Source organism: Wolbachia endosymbiont of Mansonella ozzardi (assembly GCF_020278625.1).
Taxonomy (GTDB): domain Bacteria; phylum Pseudomonadota; class Alphaproteobacteria; order Rickettsiales; family Anaplasmataceae; genus Wolbachia.
Genome location: NZ_JADAKK010000019.1, coordinates 1 through 20,000, shown reverse-complemented (window position 1 = coordinate 20,000; position 20,000 = coordinate 1). Strand labels below are relative to the sequence as shown.

The 20,000-nt window shown below is 35.6% G+C and carries 16 protein-coding genes, 1 tRNA gene and 1 pseudogene; 11 read left to right on the top strand and 7 right to left on the bottom strand.

The annotated features are described in order from the left end of the window. Window positions 1–120: 120 nt before the first annotated feature. Window positions 121–1,395 carry a metallophosphoesterase family protein gene (locus IHO40_RS02735; protein WP_225536642.1) on the bottom strand — a complete coding sequence of 425 codons (1,275 nt, stop codon included), beginning with the start codon at window positions 1,393–1,395 and terminating at the stop codon, window positions 121–123. A gap of 300 nt (window positions 1,396–1,695) precedes the next feature. Between IHO40_RS02735 and IHO40_RS02730 the strand changes: the two genes are divergently transcribed. The 10 genes from IHO40_RS02730 to IHO40_RS02685 all read left to right on the top strand — a co-directional run bounded on the left by IHO40_RS02730 (window position 1,696) and on the right by IHO40_RS02685 (window position 10,008). Then, window positions 1,696–1,780 (top strand) — tRNA-Leu (locus IHO40_RS02730). A gap of 33 nt (window positions 1,781–1,813) precedes the next feature. Then, the gene (locus IHO40_RS02725) at window positions 1,814–2,896 is read left to right on the top strand and encodes a GTP cyclohydrolase II (RefSeq protein ID WP_225536645.1); all 1,083 of its coding nucleotides are present in this window, start codon (window positions 1,814–1,816) and stop codon (window positions 2,894–2,896) included. Between the two features lie 71 nt (window positions 2,897–2,967). Further along, window positions 2,968–3,648, top strand: coding sequence for a VirB8 family type IV secretion system protein (locus tag IHO40_RS02720; protein ID WP_225536641.1), 681 nt, complete (start codon window positions 2,968–2,970; stop codon window positions 3,646–3,648). Next, window positions 3,635–4,435, top strand: coding sequence for a P-type conjugative transfer protein VirB9 (virB9, locus tag IHO40_RS02715; protein WP_225536640.1), 801 nt, complete (start codon window positions 3,635–3,637; stop codon window positions 4,433–4,435). The genes IHO40_RS02720 and virB9 overlap by 14 nt, the downstream gene beginning before the upstream one ends. A 16-nt stretch (window positions 4,436–4,451) precedes the next feature. Next, on the top strand, window positions 4,452–5,936 hold the full coding sequence (locus IHO40_RS02710; RefSeq protein ID WP_225536639.1) for a TraB/TrbI/VirB10 family type IV secretion system protein: 1,485 nt from the start codon (window positions 4,452–4,454) through the stop codon (window positions 5,934–5,936). Beyond that, window positions 5,933–6,925 (top strand): P-type DNA transfer ATPase VirB11, encoded by a 993-nt coding sequence (gene virB11, locus IHO40_RS02705; protein ID WP_225536638.1) that lies wholly within the window; start codon window positions 5,933–5,935, stop codon window positions 6,923–6,925. The genes IHO40_RS02710 and virB11 overlap by 4 nt, the downstream gene beginning before the upstream one ends. Before the next feature lie 28 nt (window positions 6,926–6,953). Next, window positions 6,954–9,017, top strand: coding sequence for a type IV secretory system conjugative DNA transfer family protein (locus IHO40_RS02700; RefSeq protein ID WP_225536637.1), 2,064 nt, complete (start codon window positions 6,954–6,956; stop codon window positions 9,015–9,017). A gap of 118 nt (window positions 9,018–9,135) precedes the next feature. After that, complete coding sequence (locus IHO40_RS02695) at window positions 9,136–9,336, top strand: hypothetical protein (protein ID WP_225536636.1); 201 nt, start codon at window positions 9,136–9,138, stop codon at window positions 9,334–9,336. A 301-nt stretch (window positions 9,337–9,637) separates the two neighbouring features. Continuing rightward, on the top strand, window positions 9,638–9,847 hold the full coding sequence (locus IHO40_RS02690; protein WP_225536635.1) for a P44/Msp2 family outer membrane protein: 210 nt from the start codon (window positions 9,638–9,640) through the stop codon (window positions 9,845–9,847). After that, on the top strand, window positions 9,844–10,008 hold the full coding sequence (locus IHO40_RS02685) for a hypothetical protein (protein ID WP_225536634.1): 165 nt from the start codon (window positions 9,844–9,846) through the stop codon (window positions 10,006–10,008). Before IHO40_RS02690 ends, IHO40_RS02685 begins: the two co-directional genes overlap by 4 nt. A gap of 886 nt (window positions 10,009–10,894) precedes the next feature. Here IHO40_RS02685 and IHO40_RS06250 read toward each other — a convergent pair. The 5 genes and pseudogenes from IHO40_RS06250 to IHO40_RS02665 form a co-directional block, all read right to left on the bottom strand. Then, a pseudogene (locus tag IHO40_RS06250) lies at window positions 10,895–11,010 on the bottom strand (ParB/RepB/Spo0J family partition protein); the annotation flags it as partial. A gap of 169 nt (window positions 11,011–11,179) precedes the next feature. After that, a complete protein-coding gene (locus IHO40_RS02675) occupies window positions 11,180–11,299 on the bottom strand; it encodes a ParB N-terminal domain-containing protein (protein WP_368666756.1) in 120 nt (39 codons plus the stop codon). Between the two features lie 60 nt (window positions 11,300–11,359). Next, window positions 11,360–11,485 carry a hypothetical protein gene (locus tag IHO40_RS05795; protein ID WP_255585966.1) on the bottom strand — a complete coding sequence of 42 codons (126 nt, stop codon included), beginning with the start codon at window positions 11,483–11,485 and terminating at the stop codon, window positions 11,360–11,362. A 265-nt stretch (window positions 11,486–11,750) separates the two neighbouring features. Next, window positions 11,751–12,053, bottom strand: coding sequence for an AAA family ATPase (locus IHO40_RS06165; protein ID WP_410543355.1), 303 nt, complete (start codon window positions 12,051–12,053; stop codon window positions 11,751–11,753). Between the two features lie 325 nt (window positions 12,054–12,378). Further along, the gene (locus IHO40_RS02665; protein WP_225536633.1) at window positions 12,379–14,883 is read right to left on the bottom strand and encodes an ATP-binding protein; all 2,505 of its coding nucleotides are present in this window, start codon (window positions 14,881–14,883) and stop codon (window positions 12,379–12,381) included. A 114-nt stretch (window positions 14,884–14,997) separates the two neighbouring features. On the opposite strand from IHO40_RS02665, the gene hemF reads away from it, so the two are divergent. Further along, window positions 14,998–15,822, top strand: coding sequence for an oxygen-dependent coproporphyrinogen oxidase (hemF, locus tag IHO40_RS02660; protein WP_225536632.1), 825 nt, complete (start codon window positions 14,998–15,000; stop codon window positions 15,820–15,822). A gap of 708 nt (window positions 15,823–16,530) precedes the next feature. Here hemF and carB read toward each other — a convergent pair. After that, complete coding sequence (gene carB, locus IHO40_RS02655) at window positions 16,531–19,818, bottom strand: carbamoyl-phosphate synthase large subunit (RefSeq protein WP_225536631.1); 3,288 nt, start codon at window positions 19,816–19,818, stop codon at window positions 16,531–16,533. Window positions 19,819–20,000 lie beyond the last annotated feature (182 nt).

Sequence of the window (20,000 nt, the reverse complement as noted above, 5' to 3'; positions counted from 1 at the left end):
TATCTGCAGTGGATGAAAGAAGGTATCTATCGGGTTGCAGCTATACGAACATTATGATTTGTAGGTAATTTGTATGGTAGATTCCATATACCATGATATAAAGTAGTTAGTTGTACTAGCCTAAAGTAAGTCAGTTGTAGCCTGAGTTTGTTTTAGCCCAAAGTCTTCCGTTAGCTGTGTAGAATACATTTCCTGATTATCTTGATTATAGAAAGTAAATTCGTGATCATCTAAGTTCAATATTGCAAAACCGAAGCCGAAGAAGTTTCTAACTTCATGTGCTAAGTAATTTTTGCCGTTTGAGTAACTAAATTCTACATTTTGGTAAGTGGGTTCCTGATCTTGAGCGTGTAATAGTGCGCTACCGTTTCCAACTATAATCTGGTCTGGAACATTATTCATTAATAAGATCTGAGCTATATGAATGTGGCCAGAAACTATGGTAGTGACATTGCTTGGAAATTTATCCCCAAAGGCTTCAATTTGTGTGAGATTGCCATGACTTCTTAATGTCAGAAGCTCTTTTTTTGGAGATCTCCAAAGCGGTCTGTGAGTTAAAAACCACGTGGGTTTGTTAAAACTATCTTGTGTTAGTTTGTAAAATTGCTTCTCAAAAGCATCAATTGCACTTTGAGTTGTGAAAATATCTTCACCAGACGAAGAATCGAAGATGAAAAATCTCATCGGTCCAATGTCCAAATACCAGCTAGGGACGAAATTTTCACATTTTTCGGATGAAAAAGGGTATGGATCTAGATATCTAAACCATCCTTCATGAGCTCTATCACAACTTTCATGGTTTCCCCTGATAAAGAGAAAAGAAGATTGTGGTAGAATATCCTTTGCAGGCTCAAACCAATCAGCATACCAAGCTTCTTTATTGTACCCATGAATATTACCGCACTTTTGTTCATTTCTACATTTTGTTTTTCTGTAATGATAATCACCAACGTGGATAATTAGGTCCGGTTTATGAGAGGCAATAGAATCTAAGTTTTTTTTTAAAGGCCAGCTATCTACTGAATTACATTCCTGTTGAAATAATGCGTTTATTCTGCAGCCTGTATCACCAATAAAAGCGATTTTGCTGATCCTTTCTGGTAGTGTGGGAACCTGTATATTGTCAATATTAATGTTTTTAGCATTCATTTCTGCTGTCAGTTCACAAACTGTTTCGGTGTGATCATCATTCTTAATTGAGCTGCGACTTAGCATTTTCATTTTCTCACCGTCAACATCAACAATGGGACAAGTGTCATTGTCTATGATTGCACGTACGCTTAATTTATTTTCTGTAATAGCTTGAGACCACGTGTATAATATCTGCGTATGGGCAGAGTGAAAGCTGGTTATAAGAGATAAGATTAAAAAAATAAAGATATTAGCTATACTCATTTATATAAAAACCTGAGCTTAAAACTAGCGACACAATCGTCTTAAATAACTGAAGTTTATAATCACAAAATTAAACCTCTTGCGTAATTTACTTTCTGATTTTATGTCAAAACCTGCCTATGCTTCTCCTAAGTATTCTGTGTGTCTTCTAAAAATTCCTTACCATAATGTAAGAAATCTATTCATAACAGAATTATACAGACAATTTATAAATTATCCTAGTATCAGATTGACACTTTGGATGAAAAATCCTAAAATGATTAAGTAATTTAAAATGATTATATAAAACTGGAATAAAGTGCGGTCGTGGTGGAATTGGTAGACACGCAGCGTTGAGGTCGCTGTGGCTCATAAGGCCTTGGAAGTTCAAGTCTTCTCGGCCGCATCAAACTTTTTGTCGTTATTTGATGTAGGTAAAATGTTAATAAGAAATCAAAGTGAAAATAAAGTAGAAAGGGCCATCAGTGAAATCAGGCGTGGTCTACCAATTGTAATATATGATGAAAGTAATTATCTATTGTTTGCTGCTGCTGAAACTTTAGAGAGGGATTCATTTGATCAGTATAAGCTCATATCAGACAATCTATGTGTCACTTTAACTTCAAGTAAGGTGCAATATACGTTCCAAAATGAGGCAGGTGGCAGCAAACGTTTACCGGTAAACAGCTTTGATGAGCTACTTTATTTAGTAAACTATTCAACAGAGGATAGCACAAAAAAATTGCAGCGTTCAAAGATGATAGATAAATGTGCTACTACTTTGCTTAAATTCTCAGAATTATTGCCATACGCGTTAATAATTGATATGACTTTTAAAGATAAGAATGAGATGCGAGATTGGTGTGAGAAAAATGACGTCATTACTCTAGACACATCATTCATAAACGATTTTCAACGAAACCAGAGTTTATACGAAGTGTGCAAAACATCGCTGTTTTTAAAGCAGACTCAGGAAGTAAATGTTATATCTTATAGAACCAAAAGTGGCGGGAGGGAACATTATGCAATTATTATTGGTAATCCAAATGAAGATGGTGACCCGTTAGTGAGAATTCACTCTTCATGCTATACAGGCGACTTATTAGACAGCTTATCGTGCGATTGTAGAAGCCAATTACATCAAGCAATCCAAATAATGACTGACTCTAGCGGTGGCATTATATTATACCTTATGCAGGATGGTAGGGGCATTGGCTTAACTAATAAGTTAAGGGCGTATGATATGCAGAGAAAATATAATCTTGATACTGTGGATGCAAATAGAATATTGGGTTTTGAAGGTGATGAAAGGAATTTTGCTGTTGCAGCTGAAATACTTAAGAAATTAGGCGTTAAAAAAGTCCAATTACTTACAAATAACGGTAGAAAGTTATCAGAGTTGAAAAACAGTGGTATAGAGGTTACGAGGTGTCTACCACTTATTATGGAACGTAATCAGTATAATGGTTCGTATATGGAGACAAAGTTTGGCAAACTAGGCCACAAGTTAAGGGTTTTTTAGCTTTTCTGTTGTAACTACTTTGTTGATTTACTATATTCGTTAATGTTGGTTAAGGTTTTTAGAAAATTAAAATGCTAAAGCTTTTCAAACAGAAAAATAGTGAATCGTTGGGTAAGGATATAAATTGGAATTCGAGTCGTCATAGCACAGTTGTTGCTCAGAGAAATACTTTACTCTTATTTACATTAATATTATTAGTAGCAATTTCTATAAGCATATTGGCTATATTTAAAATTAGTACAAGTAGCACTATTGAACCATTTGTTATAGAAATTGAAAAAAAATCTGGAATAATACAATTGGTTGATCCTGTTACAGTAAAACAATATTCTGCAAATAAAGTACTAAACAATCACTTTATTGCAGAATATATAAAGGCAAGAGAGGTTTTTGATCAATATAACTACAATTATAACTATTACACAAAGGTGAGGTTATTTTCTTCACCCAATGTATATAATGAATTTAGAAATTATATCAGCTCACAGAACATGGATGATCTTTTCAATTTATATTCGGGTTTTGTTAAAAGTGAGTTTAAGATTCGCTCAATTCAGAGATTGTATGATGACACCTTTCAAGTGAGGTTTACCGTGGAATTTACACGAAAAGATGGAAGCTCTGTAAGAAAAAACAAGATAGTCATCATGTCATATAAGTATGCATCACTTGAAATGAATGATCAGCAGAGATACGTTAATCCATTAGGATTTCAGGTTACTTCTTATAGGGTAGATGATGAATATGTGTAGAATATTGTTAGTTTTAGCTTTACTGATAAATAGTAGTTTGAGTGTAGCAGTTAATTACAATAAGCCTATTTCTGTAGATAGCAGAATAAAAACTTTTGTGTATAGTCCTAACGAAGTATTTACAGTTGTTTTTAGTCAAGGTTACTATTCTTATATTGAATTTGCAGAGGGGGAAAAAGTCAAAAACATTGCTGTTGGTGATGCGTCAAGTTGGAAAATTAGCCCTTATGACAATAAATTACTCATTATGCCTTTTGAAGTTAGTAGCCGCACTAACATGATTATTACAACAACCAAAAAAAGAAATTACATTTTTGATTTAATCTCAAGACCAAATTACGATAAATATCCAGATACTGAGAAAATAAGTCATGATTACTCTGCTGAAAAAGATATATCTTATGTAGTACGTTTTTATTACCCTCAAGAGGAAGATGAATTCGATGTTGATTTAGATGAAGTATCAACGCCTACTCAAATGCAATATGTTGTAGACAAGCCAGAAGGAGTGATACAGGAGAATGACACGAAGTACAATTATACATATATCGATGAAGGTGTTAACACTGATATAATACCAATTGAGTTATTTGACGATGGCTATTTAACCTATTTCAAATTTAGGGACAGTAACAAAATACCTCAGATTTTTACAGAAGAAGGTAAAACTAAATTACCCTGTAAAAGACTGTTGTTTGATGGTTATGTTATAATAAAAGGAGTGCATAAGAAGTTGTTTGTGCATTATGAGAATAATGAAATTGAAATTATAAATAGGTCACTTTAGCTGTGGTGCATATAACATGAGTAAAGAAAAGCGTAACAATTCGGAAAATGAGTCAGAAATAGAGAGTAAGGTAGTAACAGTTGGCTCTAATCAAGGCCACAGAGCATTAATGGTTGTTATTTTAGTGCTTCTAGTTGGCGGGGTATATTATCTCTATTTTAGTCCTTCTTCTGATGAAGAGGATGTGGAAGTTCTTAGAGACGAAGAAACGAAGCAAAATGTTCAAGAATTGAAAGGAAAGTTGGAACAAGTTCCAGATAATACGATGATTCATGAGAGGATAATAACTGATCTGCCATCTTTACCTCCTCTTTCTACACCGCAAGTTATACCGGAAGTAAAACAGGCTAAAAAAGAAGAAGTGGTAAAAAAAGAAGAGGAAAAACCAAAAGAAGCGTCCACGTCAAATATACCTGTTTTGCCAAAGCAAAACTTCCCTAATAGCAATATTACCAGCAATTTACCAACCTCGTTTCCTACAATAGGTAGGGGTGGTTATCCTAGAGACAGGCGTAATGCACAAATGTTAGCAATTTCAGGTGGTGGTAAAGAGGACAAGGCTGCCGATACCATTTTATCCAACACTTCAGTACAGCCGAATGTAGCTACCAAAGTGGGGAAACTTGGGTTTATGATTACTCAAGGCAAAATTATTGACGCTGTTCTTGAAACTGCAATAAGTTCTGATCTGCAAGGAACGCCACGTGCTGTGGTTAGTAGTAATGTTTATGCAGAGACTGGTGATACGGTTTTAATACCCAGAGGTTCAAGATTGATAGGTGGCTATTCATTTGACCCGAATGTTGCAAGAGCTCGCATAAATATAAACTGGAATAGGATTATTCTTCCTCATGGAATAGATATTGCTATTTCATCACCTGGTACCGATGAACTTGGTAGAGCAGGAGTAGCTGGCATAGTTGATAATAAAATAGCAAGTGCATTGTTTTCTTCAATATTGCTTGCAGGCGTTTCAGTAGGGTCAGCTGTTATAGGACAAAAGGCTTTTAATCTTGTTGATACGCTAACTCCTATGGATGCGGTGAAAGCTATCACTGCAACTGAAATAGATATTTCTTCCCTTAAGGATATTCTTAGTAAGAAGGATGAAAAAGATGAAAAAAGTGCAAAGAATGATAAATGGAAGCTTGGGCTTAGAGCTATTAGGAAAATTAAGAACGCGTCTAATGAACGGAGCCTAGTTGAGATATTTAAGCAAGTAGTAAAAGACCTGGGTTTGGCTTCAATTGATAATGATAAGGTTGATGAAATAACTTTGGAAGATATAAGGCAATTATTGCGGGAACAAGGAAGCAAATCTGTCTATGAAGAAGCAATTAGCAAATCAATCAATGATTTTTCTAAAGATATGCTAGATATAGTCGGTAGATCTACAGATAAAAACCCAACTGTTTATGTAGATCAAGGCACTGCATTGAAAGTATTTGTTAACCAAGATATAGTATTTCCTCCACAGGCAATATTAAACCCAGTGAAATGAACTATGCTGCACTTGATACATATTTAGAGCCATTACAAAGCATCTTTCAAGAGGAAGGAGTAAACGAAATATCAATAAATAATCCAAAGGAAGTATGGATTGAAAATCGTGGTGAAATAAGGTGTGAAAAATTAGAGATATTCGATCTTAACCATTTAAAATCTCTTAGCAGACTGATTGCTCAAGCCACAGAACAAAAACTGAGCGAAGAAATACCGCTGCTTTCAGCTACGCTACCAAATGGTTATCGTATACAGATAGTATTTCCACCAGCATGTGAGTCTGATAAAGTAGTCATGTCAATTCGTAAACCTTCTAACATGCAATTAGCATTGGATGATTATGAAAAGATGGGGGCTTTTTCTGAAACTGTTATAGAAGTAACTGATGATCCAGTGGACCGTCACCTGGATTCACTATTAAAGCAAAGGAGAATAAGAGAGTTTTTAGAATACGCTGTAGTAAATAAAAAAAACATCATAATTAGTGGTGGAACTTCTACAGGTAAAACTACTTTCACTAACGCAACTTTGCGTACCATTCCAGCCGAAGAGAGAATTATTACTGTTGAAGATGCGAGGGAAATCGTTTTGAACGATCATCCAAATAGAGTGCATTTGATTGCCTCTAAAGGAGGGCAAGGTAGGGCCAAAGTGACCACTCAAGACTTGATAGAAGCATGTTTACGCTTAAGACCAGACAGAATAATAGTTGGTGAGCTCCGTGGAGCGGAGGCTTTTAGCTTTCTTAGGGCAATAAACACTGGTCATCCAGGATCAATATCAACCCTTCATGCGGATAGTCCAGCAATGGCCCTTGAGCAAATAAAACTGATGGTCATGCAAGCAAATCTTGGCATTCCTCCAGATCAGATCATACCGTACATTAGAAATGTAATCGATATTGTTATTCAACTTAAAAGAACCAGTGGGGGAAAAAGAAGCATTTCTGAAATATTATTTACTAGATCATCGGATGGGAATGCTTAAATTTATACATAATGAGGAAAAGTAGTTTATGAGTAATGGAAATCATCTACGCAATATTTTGATAGGAGGGGTTGTAGCTTCCAGTGTACTAGAATTTTGTTTCTATTTATCTGGTGTATTGTTTTACCTACTTGTTGATGGTCCAGATGGCGTGGATTTTAAAGCAATTAACCCTAGCTTGACGCCTTTTCCTCAAGCTCTTTGGCCAACAATTTTTGATCATATGCAATATTGTTGGCATAATCCAGAGTTGTATAGCTTTGAGATCAAAATTAAGTTGATTGTATCTTCTGCGCTGCCTATCGTTGTTTTGATGATTATTTTGTGGAATTTAAGGGAAAGAATAGTTGAATGGCGGCCATTTAAAAAGAAAGAATCACTACACGGAGACTCGAAGTGGTCATCAGAGAAAGACATAAGAAAAGCCGGGTTAAGAAGCAAGAAAGGGTTATTGCTTGGCAAAGATAAAAGAGGCTACTTTATTGCTGATGGGTTTCAACATGCATTGCTGTTTGCTCCTACAGGCTCTGGTAAAGGTGTTGGTTTTGTAATTCCCAATTTATTATTTTGGACTGACTCAATAATTGTACATGACATAAAGTTAGAAAACTATGAAATAACAAGTGGTTGGCGAGAACGGCAGGGACAAGAGGTATATGTATGGAATCCAGCACAGCCAGATGGAGTAAGCCACTGTTATAACCCATTGGAGTGGATTAGCGAAAAACCTGGACAGATGGTTGATGATGTACAGAAAATAGCCAACCTAATCATGCCTGAACAAGACTTTTGGCAAAATGAAGCAAGAAGCTTATTTGTTGGAGTAGTATTATACCTACTTGTTGCACCAGAGAAAGTTAAATCTTTTGGCGAAGTCGTACGTACGATGCGTAGTGATGACGTGGTTTACAACCTTGCTGTTGTTTTGGATACGATGGGTAAAATAATACACCCTGTGGCATATATGAACATTGCAGCCTTTTTGCAAAAAGCTGACAAAGAGAGATCAGGTGTCGTTTCAACCATGAACTCATCGCTTGAATTGTGGGCAAACCCGTTGATTGATACTGCAACGGCGACAAGTGACTTTAATATTTTAGATTTTAAAAAGAAGAAAGTTACAGTTTATGTTGGTTTAACTCCAGATAACCTAAACAGGTTAAGGCCTTTGATGCAGGTTTTCTACCAGCAAGCAACTGAGTTTTTGTGTAGAAAATTACCGTCGGATGATGAGCCTTATGGTGTATTGTTTTTGATGGACGAATTTCCAACACTTGGAAAAATGGAGCAATTTCAAACAGGTATTGCATATTTTCGTGGTTACAGAGTTAGACTGTTTTTAATTGTTCAAGATACTGAACAGCTCAAAGGAATATACGAAGAAGCAGGGATGAACTCCTTTTTATCAAACTCAACATACAGGATAACTTTCGCAGCTAATAACATTGAGACGGCTAATTTAATATCGCAACTTATAGGGAACAAAACTGTACAACAAGAATCGTTGAATAAACCTAAATTTTTAGATTTGAATCCTGCTTCGAGGTCGTTGCATATCTCTGAGACACAGAGGGCGTTGTTGCTACCTCAAGAGATTATTATGTTGCCACGTGATGAGCAGATAATTTTAATAGAATCGACTTACCCGATTAAATCAAAGAAAATTTTATACTATAGCGATAGCACCTTCACAAGAAAGCTATTCAAGCCAACCCGTGTGCCTACACAAGAGCCATATGATCCAAATAAAGTTTTTTCTGCTACTAACAAAGATAAAGTTAGTAAAGAAGAGAATAGTGCTATTGCAGAGCCTAGTGCTGCTGATTATCCTGTTGAAGCTCGAACCGAAGATGCAGTATATGATGAATCAGAGATTAACGATGAGCTTAAAGAGGAAGATTTTGATGATGAGGATGTTGGCGACAAGTTTGAAGATGACGGGTTTAATGACGAAGAGGAAGAATTTGAAAGTGGTGATGAATTTAAAGAAGAAAGAGACGATGGTGGGCTTGAAGACAAGGAAGAGAAATTTGATAATGAAGATATTGACGACAAGTTAAAAAATGACAATAAGGCCAAAGGTAAAGATTAATTTTGCCTATTTTTTTTTGCTCAGAAAACAAGTTATGCAAATCATTAAGCTTTTCACATTAAGCTATTTTTAATCAATTAGTATTAAATTATCTACTTTAGGTTAGTGAAATGGCAAAATGAGTAATAAAAAAACATTAGCAGTTACAGCATTTGCTTTGTTATTGTCACAACAGTCTTTTGCAAGCGAAACAGAAGGATTTTACTTCGGTAGCGGATATCACGGCCAATTTTTTAATAACATGGGTTCACTGGAAGTGAAAAAAATAGAAAATAACCCCAGGAAGCACATAACTATAAATGAGATGTATAATTCCTAACAAGATAAAAGGTCAAAAACCAAGTGAACACAAAGGAGACTATAGTCCACCTTTGCTGGATGGATAACGCTTAGCTATGAAGGAGTATTGGGTGACAACAGCTATAGAGCTGAATTGGAAGGGATGTACTTTTTTGTAAAAGCAGATGATGTTGGCTTAGAAGACAACCAAATGAGTATGTCGTGCCTAAAAATTAAAGAAGTAGGCAGCTCAAACAAGGCTTATATGTATGCTGCTAAAGTTGATGATGACCAAATTGAAAACACATCTATGATGGCAAATGCCTACTATCATTTGAAGAATGACAGTTTCTCCTTATGTTGGAGCTGGAGTAGGTTTAACAAGGATAAAAATATTTGGAAAAGCGTCAATAAGACCTGCATATCAATTAAAAGCTGGTCTTGATTATTCTGTAAATGAAAGTGTAAATATGTATGTTGGATATAGGCATTTTGGTGCTTTTGGTACTGATCACGAGCTAAAAGCAAATCTATTCTATTGGGGGAAGTGAAACCAGGTACTTCAGGAGCAAAATCGACATTGGATTACGATGTTAAAGACAATCTACCGGAAAGAGTTGCAAAACAGGAGAATATAAATATAGGCAGTGGATTATTTGCTACACACGGTATAGGGGCTGGTCTTATTTTCTATTTTGTTAGTAAATCTTAAGGCATGTTGCTCTTTGGAGAAAGTAACCTTTTGGTATCGTTCCAGCGTTACACGCTGGAATTCACGAAAAAATGGAGCCAATGGGCTTTGTTGCATAGCTAGCTATGCAACAAAGATAATCAGGATGTTACTTTGGCAATAAATTTAAAAAATTTACTAAATAAAAAAAAGGCGAAAAAACTGGTTACTATCTGTTGTCAGTATTGGCGTTTTTACGTCTTAAACGTTCCAATTTAGCTGCTTTTAAGCGCAACTAGCCTAAGCTATAATATTTAAGGAATTTGCCAAGCAGAAAAAAAAGACAACAAAACCCCAAGTTAGCTAATTATTCCACTCTCTATTTTAAAATCCGGCGTTGGGTAATGTCCTAAACTGCTTATAAGCGCGTTTCAGCTTGTATGGGTAAAAACCTGAAGTTTTAAAGACATGAAATGCACGTAGTGCGAAAAATTAAACAATAACATGCCAAATACAAACTTTCTTGTTATTTTAATCTGCCCAGGTTGGGAAATTAAACAAATAGCTTCATTATTATGATAATGAGGTTGGAGGAGTTCGTCAAGTAGTTTTTCGTTTCTACGTTAGCTGCTTGGATGACGCCAACAGTTGATTATCTTTTTACTCTACTGGCAGCTCTCAAGCTTTCTATTCAAGATCTTTAATATTAAATCCAATTCATTTGAATTATTATACCGTATCATAACTTTACCCTCGGAATTGCTGTCATTTTTTGATCCTTTAAGCCAAGCTAAGAAGATATAGCGCCCTCTATTGCTGCTATATTCTGATTTTGAATATATTTTTGTTCTTTTTTATCACTACTTTGATGTAAGTCTTTTATCAATTTTTCAGTTTGTCTAACATTCAAACCTTGGAAAATTATCTTCTCTGCAATGCTTTCTGTGTTTCCAACATTAATCGATGCTCTTGCATGCCCATAGACAATTTTTTTTCGTTAATCATTTTTTTCACACTGCCAGGAAGAAACAACATCCGAATCATACTGGTTATGTGACTGTGGCTTTTGCCTACAGTTGAGGCTAGTTTTTTCATGTGTATAAGGAAACTCATCTATCAATTTATGCTTTACCTTCCTCTATTGGATTTATATCTTGCCTTTAGTATGTTCTCAATTATAGATAATTCGAGCACTCCTTGTCGTTCAAATCTTTTACAATAAGCTTGCCCCACTATCAGGGTTTGCAATCTTGCTTGCTCGCCAATAACGTTCCCCAGCTATTATTTCATAACCGTCATTATTTAAATCCTTGCGCAATACAATAGACTGTATAATACCATTTTTCTCTATGAAACTTGCCAGTTCTTTCAGCGACTCTTCATCAAAGTGCTTTCATGGCTGAAATTTGCTTGGATGCAGTAGTGAAATAAGCAAATACTCTTGCCTATCCCTTTTATTATCATAATTATCACCTATAAGACCAGCAAGATCTCTACCTAGGAGCCTATCATCCTTCATACTATGCCCTCGCTCACCAGCTTTTTCTCTTGGCAGCTGCTCACATATTTTCTCAAAATTTCCTTGGCTAAATTTATGTATGCTTATGCTTCAGGGCATTTAAGGATCGTATACAATAGCGGGTTTCCCGTGAGGGGGTTTCTTCCGATAATCTCACATTACGCGGAATGATTCTCTCATATAGTGGAACAATAGTTTTATACACCTTGTCATTTAAATACTGACAAATGTCATTTTTGATTTGTTCGCTAAGCTTGTTCGCTTGTCATACATTGTGAGCAATATCCCTTCTATTACCAGGCAAGAGTTTAAGTTGTTTCTTTCTTATTAACTCCACAATTTTAACTAGGTGACTCGGTCCTTCCAGAGCAAAAAATTCACACTGAAGGGGAACAATAATAGAATCAGCAGCAGCCAAGGCATTAATGGTAAGCAAACCAAGTAATAGAGAACAGTCAATGATTATGTACTCATAATTATCACGTATTTTTTCTAATGCGCTTTTTAGAACAAATTTTCCTCGTTCAAGCTGTGATAATTCGATTCCTGCAGCTGATAAATCAACCACTGACGAAATTAGCGATAAATTTAGAATTTTCTTTGTATCGAAAATTGCTGATTCTATCTAGTTTATTTTCGCTATTTAGTAATATTTTATATATATTTTTTCTTCCCTGCTACGATAAGAAATCCCACCCGGTGCTAGCATTTCCTTGGTGTCAAGATCTACCAATAAAGTACTTTTTCTTATAGCAGCAAAAGCCGTCGATAAGTTTATACTAGTTGTAGTTTACCAGCTCCACCCTTTTGGTTTACTATTGAAATAACCTTCCTCACGCCTTTTATCCTACGTATAAAATAACTCTATTGTATATATGCTAGAAATCTTTGCATTAGAAAATTTTTTTGTTACCTAAAATTAAACTGTTTTTTTCTTTGTGTAGTACACTTTGCACTTTGTTTCCCAATTCATTCAGGGTGAATGGCTTTGGTAAGAAGTGGAAATCTTCCACATTAATGGTGTCATTTTTCAAAAACGCATCTTCTGCATACCCAGAAATAAAAATAACATTAATACCTGGTCTTTGAATTAGGGCTTCTTTAACTATCTCTGGACCGCTAACTTCTGGCATAATCACGTCAGTGATTATTAGATCTATGTGTAAGCTTTTTTCGCTTATCATTTCCAATGCCTTGTTACCTGTACTGGCTTCTATTACATCAAACCCTTTTCTTTGTAGTGTTTTAGTAGTGAATTCTCTTACTGAATCTTCATCTTCGATCAATAAGATTGTACCATTGCTTTTAACTTCATTTACTACTGGTTTCTCTACTTCTTCGCTGCTTTCCTCTCTATGGTTTTCATCTGATATGTAAACCATAGGCAAAAATATGCTAAATTTAGTTCCATGATTTATCTCACTAGCAACATAGATATACCCTTCAGTTTGTTTAATAATACCATATACAGTGGAGAGGCCAAGACCTGTACCAGAGGTAATATCTTTAGTAGAAAAGAATGGATCAAATACTTTTTGAATTGTATCATGCGTCATTCCACATCCTGTATCAATTACTTCAATTACAACATAATTTCCATGTTCAATTGCTTCTTTGTCTGGAGAAAACATATTCTTAGGTGTAGAATTTAATGAATTGATCTTTTTATTAAAAGTTCGTATGGTTAGTTCTCCGCCCTTTTCCATGGCAGCACTGGCATTTATTACTAAGTTAAGTATAACTTGCTCTAATTGTCCTTGATCAGCCCTCACCATACCTAGATCCCTACCGTAATAAGCAGTGAATTTTATATTCTCGCCTATTAACCTCTTTATCATTTCATAAAGATTAGTTATCACACTGTTTACATCAATAATTTTTGGTTGCATTGTCTGCCTTCTTGAGAAAGCAAGCAGCTGCTTAACTAAATCTGATCCGCGTTTAGCATTTTGCTGTATTTGTATTATATTTCCAAAAGATGGATCACTAGCTGAATGCTGAAGCAAAAGCAAATCACAAAATCCTATTATTCCGGTTAGTATATTGTTAAAATCATGCGCAATACCGCCTGCGAGTTGTCCTATAGCTTGCATTTTTTGATAATGCTCAAGTTTTATCTCCAGATTTTTATGCTCAGTGTTATCGACAAAATAGCAGAGTATGAACATCATTCTATTATGAAGAAACTTATTGAAATATATCTTCATATTATCGTTGTTGCTGAGCTGCACATCAAAGGATGCGTTATTTATTCTATTACTAGAAAAATACTCACGTATTTTCATATGATAGTCGTCTGATATCAGTGTAAAGATCGAGTTGTTATTTTGTCCTGCAAGCTTTATTAGCGCTGTATTTTTTTTTATAAAGTTACCGTTTACATCGCACTGTGCAATAGCGATTGATGAATTTGTAAAACATGGATGTAATTGATAATCAATAACGTTTGATTCAACTGGCGTAATAAAGCCATATATATAGTTATGGTGATGTTTATCACAAAACATAGCAGTGCTCATATAAGTCTTAAATGGAATACCACTTACGGTACAAAACAAAACTTCATTATCAGTTGCTGTATTATTATACTTAGATTGAAATACAAAATCATTGATTGAACTGCCTCTTTCAAGTTTTTTCAGTTCAAATATGTCTAAAAACCTTTGATTTACAGATAAAATCATTCCTTTAGTATTTGCAATGTAAGTTCCTATATTATGCTTTTCTATTAATTCTTCGTATACCTGCTCTTTGTTCATCTGTGTTGCTTTTAACACAAAATACCCATATGGTCTTGCTATTGGTGCTAGTGATAAATTTAAAGCCTTATTACTACTTATAACAACTTGGGGATTATCTGGTACTGGTTCAAAAAGCAAAAGAAAATTAGACATTTTATCTTTCTTGTTTAAGGCAATGCATACCTGTACAGAAGAGTTATTTTTCAGCGCATGGTATAGCGCCTTCTTGTCTTTCTCCGAAATGTTCCCTACTTCAAGAATCTTGTCTAATGTAATGTCATTATCTATGTGATCTCTGAATCTTTCGTAGAACCTTGCGTCAGCATAAACAATACCTTCATCTCTGTGTAAAATAAGACAAAACTCTGTATTATAATTTAGTGCATTTGCAAATATTGCATTTTGAAATTCTACGATATTAAGTAGGTATTTATAGCGTTTTACATGATATACTATAAACAGAGTCATTAAAGTGCTAACTAGCAGGTTAATCTCTATGTTAGTGCGCTGGTCATATATATCAAAAAAGTAGAGTGTTGATATTACTACTGGAGGTAAAAACATAATGACTGCCATAGCAATAATTGACATTCCGTAATTTCTCAATATAAAGTCAACTCTGTTCTCTTTTTTGCTGTCTATGTATCTTTTACTCATTGCGCATATAAAAATATTTTATTATACTTACTTAATTATTATAGAATTATTAACATCTTTGATAGGCAATTACCACTTAAATCTCTCGAATATTGGTACTGTTAACAAAACATTATGAACGAACAAAAAATGCAAGCTTTTAAATGGTTCTGTGCACTAAGAAATAAAATTGTAAAGTCTTTTTTTTCAATTGAAGAACAGTCATCTACAGATCCAAAGATTGAAAAAAGAAAATGGGATCGTCCAGGTGGTGGAGGTGGCGAATCTACAATTATTTACGGTAATGTTTTTGAAAAAGTAGGAATAAACGTTTCAAAAGTACATGGAAAATTCGCAGATTCAATTATAAATGAAATTCCTGGTGCAAGCGAGAGCAATGGGAAATTTTGGGCAAGTGGCATATCTTTAGTGTCTCACATGCAATCTCCTCTGATTCCTGCAGCACATATGAACACAAGGCTGATGTATACATCGAAACAATGGTTCGGTGGAGGAATGGACTTTACTCCAATATATAGAAATGATGAAGATTATAAGTATATTCATGAATCAATCAAGGCAACATGTGATGAATTTGATACTGAGTATTATCCAAAATTTAAGGAGCAATGTGACAGCTACTTTTTTTTACAGCACAGAAAAGAACCGCGTGGAATTGGTGGGATTTTCTATGATGATTTGAATTCTGGCAACTGGGAAAGTGACCTTAAATTTACAAAAGCAGTAGGCAAGACCTTTTTGGAAATCTATTTGCATATAATACGTCAGCATATGCAAAAGCCTTGGACGAAAAGGCAACGAGAGGCCCAATTAATAAAACGTGGCAGGTACGTAGAATTCAATCTGCTATATGACCGTGGTACAAGATTTGGTTTAATGACGGGTGGTAATCCAGATGCAATTATGATGTCAATGCCGCCTCTTGTTAAGTGGTTATAGGAATTATAAGCCTGAATGCATGGACATTGTGATTTGACCAGTCGTCATCCAGTAGGAAAAAAAACTGCTTGACAAATTCTTCCAACCCTCTTATCACGATAATGAAGCTATTTGTTTAGCTTCCCAATCTGTGCAGGTTTAAATGACAAGAAGGTTTCTATTTGGCGTACTGTTGTTTTGTTTTTCTATCTAGTAAGTTTCTTAAATATTTATAACTAGCAGCAATTTATGAGCAAACATTTGTTTTTACAACAAATGTTATCATTCTAGCACCCCTTATCCTATCATCCCAACACCCCCTTTCTTGTCATCCAAGTGTTCTGACACTGGGACCCAAAATATTACTTCAGTAATAAATATTTAAGAAATTTACTAAATAAAAAAAGCAAAAAAACCCCGAGTGGCAAGTTTTGACTATATAGTGCTTTAAATTGGCGCTATAATGATTTGCTGACGCTTAATTTAAGCGTAACTTGGCTAAATGTGAAAAGATGTAGAAGATATGCAGGCGCTATAATTTAATGCAACCTGCCAAAAAACACCCTGAGTTTTTTTATTGAATTTTGTCATTGAGCCTGCAGATCAAAAACAAGTTTTGAGTTAAAAATACCCTTATTCCTGTGGTAATGAAGTTGTTAGAATTTGTCAAGTAGTTTTTTCCTATTGAACCAACGTGCTACTAAAAGCTATGCAAAAGGTCTATGTCTATTAACTATAAACAGCGTTTTGTATCTGCTGCAATGACTTTACTTCCAGCTCGCTACTTTTTACATATTGAATTGCAAGTGCTAGCGCTTTGCTTCCAGACGCTGTGGTGCTATAAGCTATATTTTGCAAAATAGCAGCTCTTCTAATGTCCTTGCTGTCTGAGACTGATTTGATACCTCTTGAAGTATTAATCACTAGATTTATTTTTCCATCTTTAAGCATGTCAACTATATGCGGCCTGCCTTCTCTCACTTTATTTACAGCTTTTGCAGTAATACCATTATTGCTCAGGTACAAAGCTGTGCCTTTAGTGGCGTATATTTCAAAACCCAGCCCCTTCAACATTCGTGCAACTGGTAATATATACTCTTTGTCATCATCTTTTACCGAAATTAAAGCTTTCCCTTCTGTTGGTAACTTATATCCTGCAGCCATGTGAGCTTTTGCAAGCGCAGCCTCAAAGGATAAGTCGATTCCCATTACCTCTCCTGTTGACTTCATTTCCGGGCCGAGCAGAGTGTCAATTTCCGAAAAACGTGTAAACGGAAAAACAGCAGCTTTGACTGCAAAGTGATCAAGAGGTTTCCTTTCTTGGTCTAATTTTTCGCCTAGAATAACTTGTGTAGCAAGCTTTGCTATAGGAATATTGACTACCTTGGAAATAAAAGGAACTGTACGGCTAGCTCTTAAGTTCACTTCCAGTATGTATATATCATTCTCTTGGATGGCAAATTGAATGTTTATCAGGCCTTTCACTTTTAATTCAAAAGCTATTCTTTCAGTTTGCAATTCAATCTCTTTTACGACTTCATCACTCAGCGTGTTTGTCGGTATCGAGCAAGTTGAATCACCAGAGTGAATTCCGGCTTCTTCAATATGCTCCATAACTGCTGCAACGAAAACCTTTTTTCCATCGCATATAGCGTCAACGTCAACCTCAACTGCATTGACTAAGAATCTGTCAAGTAGCAGCGACCCGTGTTCAAAAATCTTAGTCTGATCCAGTACATATTCTTTAAAGCTCTCAATATCGTGCTTAATCGACATGGATTGCCCACCTAAAACGTAGGATGGCCTGACTACTAATGGAAACCCCATCTTCTCTGCGTTGGCTAACGCTTCTTCCACTGAATGACAAATAGAGTTCTCAGGTTGTTTTAAATCAAGCTGCAAAGCAAGGTTTTTAAATCTCATACGATCTTCAGCAAGATCTATAGAGTCAAAAGATGTACCAAGGATGTGAAAACCTCTTTCATTTAGCACTTTGGCTAATTTTAAAGGTGTCTGACCACCTATTTGCACTATGACACCCACTAATGTGCCATTTTCTTGCTCTTTGTTTAGTATTTCAAGCACATCTTCTACAGTTAGTGGAGCAAAGTACAAACGATCAGCAGTATCATAATCAGTTGAAACAGTCTCGGGGTTACAATTAATCATTATTGTTTCATATCCCATTTCCTTGGCAGCAGAAACTGCATGCACGCATGCGTAGTCAAACTCAATACCCTGACCAATACGGTTTGGTCCACTACCTAAAATGACAACCTTTTTTCGGTCAGAGACGTTTGCTTCGCACTCTGTCTTATTTATAACGTCTCCTTCATAACAGCCATACATGTAAGCAGTGCCTGATTCAAACTCAGCTGCACATGTGTCTACACGTTTGTAAACTGGGTTAATACCAAATTTTTTCCTTATTGCTTCAATCTGCTCTACTCGGCCTGCAGCGCGTGACGCTCCAGTGTCAGCTACTTGGATAACAGGAGTAGATTTACTGCTTAGTTTTGCCAACCTTGCATCTGAAAATCCCATCTTTTTTAGTTCTAATATTTTATATGCAGTTTTAGGCAAACCAGTTTCTTTAATTTTTTGTTCAGCTAAGATGATTTGCTGTATATTTTGCAAGAACCACAAATCATACCCTGTAATCGAATTTATTTCTTCTATGCTTATTCCATGACGAATTGCGTCAGCAGCAATCAGTAATCTGTTTGGTAGCAGTTTTGCTAATTGAGATTTTATATGATCAACATCTGTACCTTCAGAGAACACTTCATCAAGTCCCGTGAGACCAATTTCAAGTGAACGAAAAGCTTTTTGTAGTGATTCATTAAAAGTGCGGCCTATAGACATCACTTCCCCCACCGATTTCATGGAGGTTGATAGCTCACAATTCGTTCCCTTAAATTTTTCGAATTCAAAGCGAGGAATTTTAGTGACGATGTAATCAACCACTGGTTCAAATGCAGCAGGTATAATTGGTGCACAATCGTTGCGTATTTCCTCAAGTGAATAGCCAACAGCAAGCTTAGTTGCAACTTTTGCTATGGGATAACCTGTTGCCTTTGAGGCCAGCGCAGAAGAACGAGAAACCCTTGGATTCATTTCAATTACAACGAGGCTGCCATCTTCTTTGGGATTAACTGCAAACTGGACATTTGCACCACCTGCGCTAACATCAATTTCTCTCAGAACTGCTATGGATGCATTTCTCATTTGCTGGTACTCTGCATCACGCAAAGTTAAAGCAGGAGCGACAGTAATGCTATCACCTGTATGAACTCCCATGGGATCAACATTTTCTATTGAACAGACTATTATACAGTTATCTTTACAATCACGAATAACTTCCATTTCGTATTCTTTCCAACCAATAATCGACTCATCTACCTGGACTTCATTTATTGGCGAAATTTTCAAAGCATTCTCTGCAATGTTGATAAACTCCTCTTTATTGTACGCTATACCACTACCTGCACCCCCAAGAGTAAACGATGAACGAATGATTGCAGGCAACCCTATATAACCCAAAGCTTCCTTTATTTGTCCTTGATTTTTTATAATGATACTTTTAGGGTATTTTAGTCCTATTTTATCCATAGATTGGCGAAATAATTCTCTATCTTCTGCTTTTTTAATCGCTTCTCTATTCACGCCAATGAGCTTTACGTTATATGCATCCAATACCCCATCATCTGCAAGTTTCATTGCACAATTGAGCGCGGTTTGCCCGCCCATCGTTGGCAATATTGCATCTGGCTTTTCCTTAATTATGACTTTTTCTATGATCTCAGGTAGTATAGGTTCAATATACGTTGCATCAGAAAACTCGGGGTCCGTCATTATAGTTGCAGGATTGGAGTTTACCAGAATAACTTTATAACCTTCGCTCTTTAATACCTTACAACTTTGAGTTCCTGAATAATCAAACTCACACGCCTGACCTATAATTATTGGACCTGCTCCTATTACTAATATAGATTCTATATCTGTACGTTTTGTCATAATTATAATGACGACCTCTATTTAGGTAATTAATGTTACCAATCTTTCCTGTATATGTGAATTTTTATTAGACTTATAGTCTACCGCTTTAGACCCACAACTGCATAAGCATTATAATTTGGCCAGCCGTCATCCAATAGAAACGAAAAAAACTACTTAAAGATTCCTCCGGTTTCCTTATC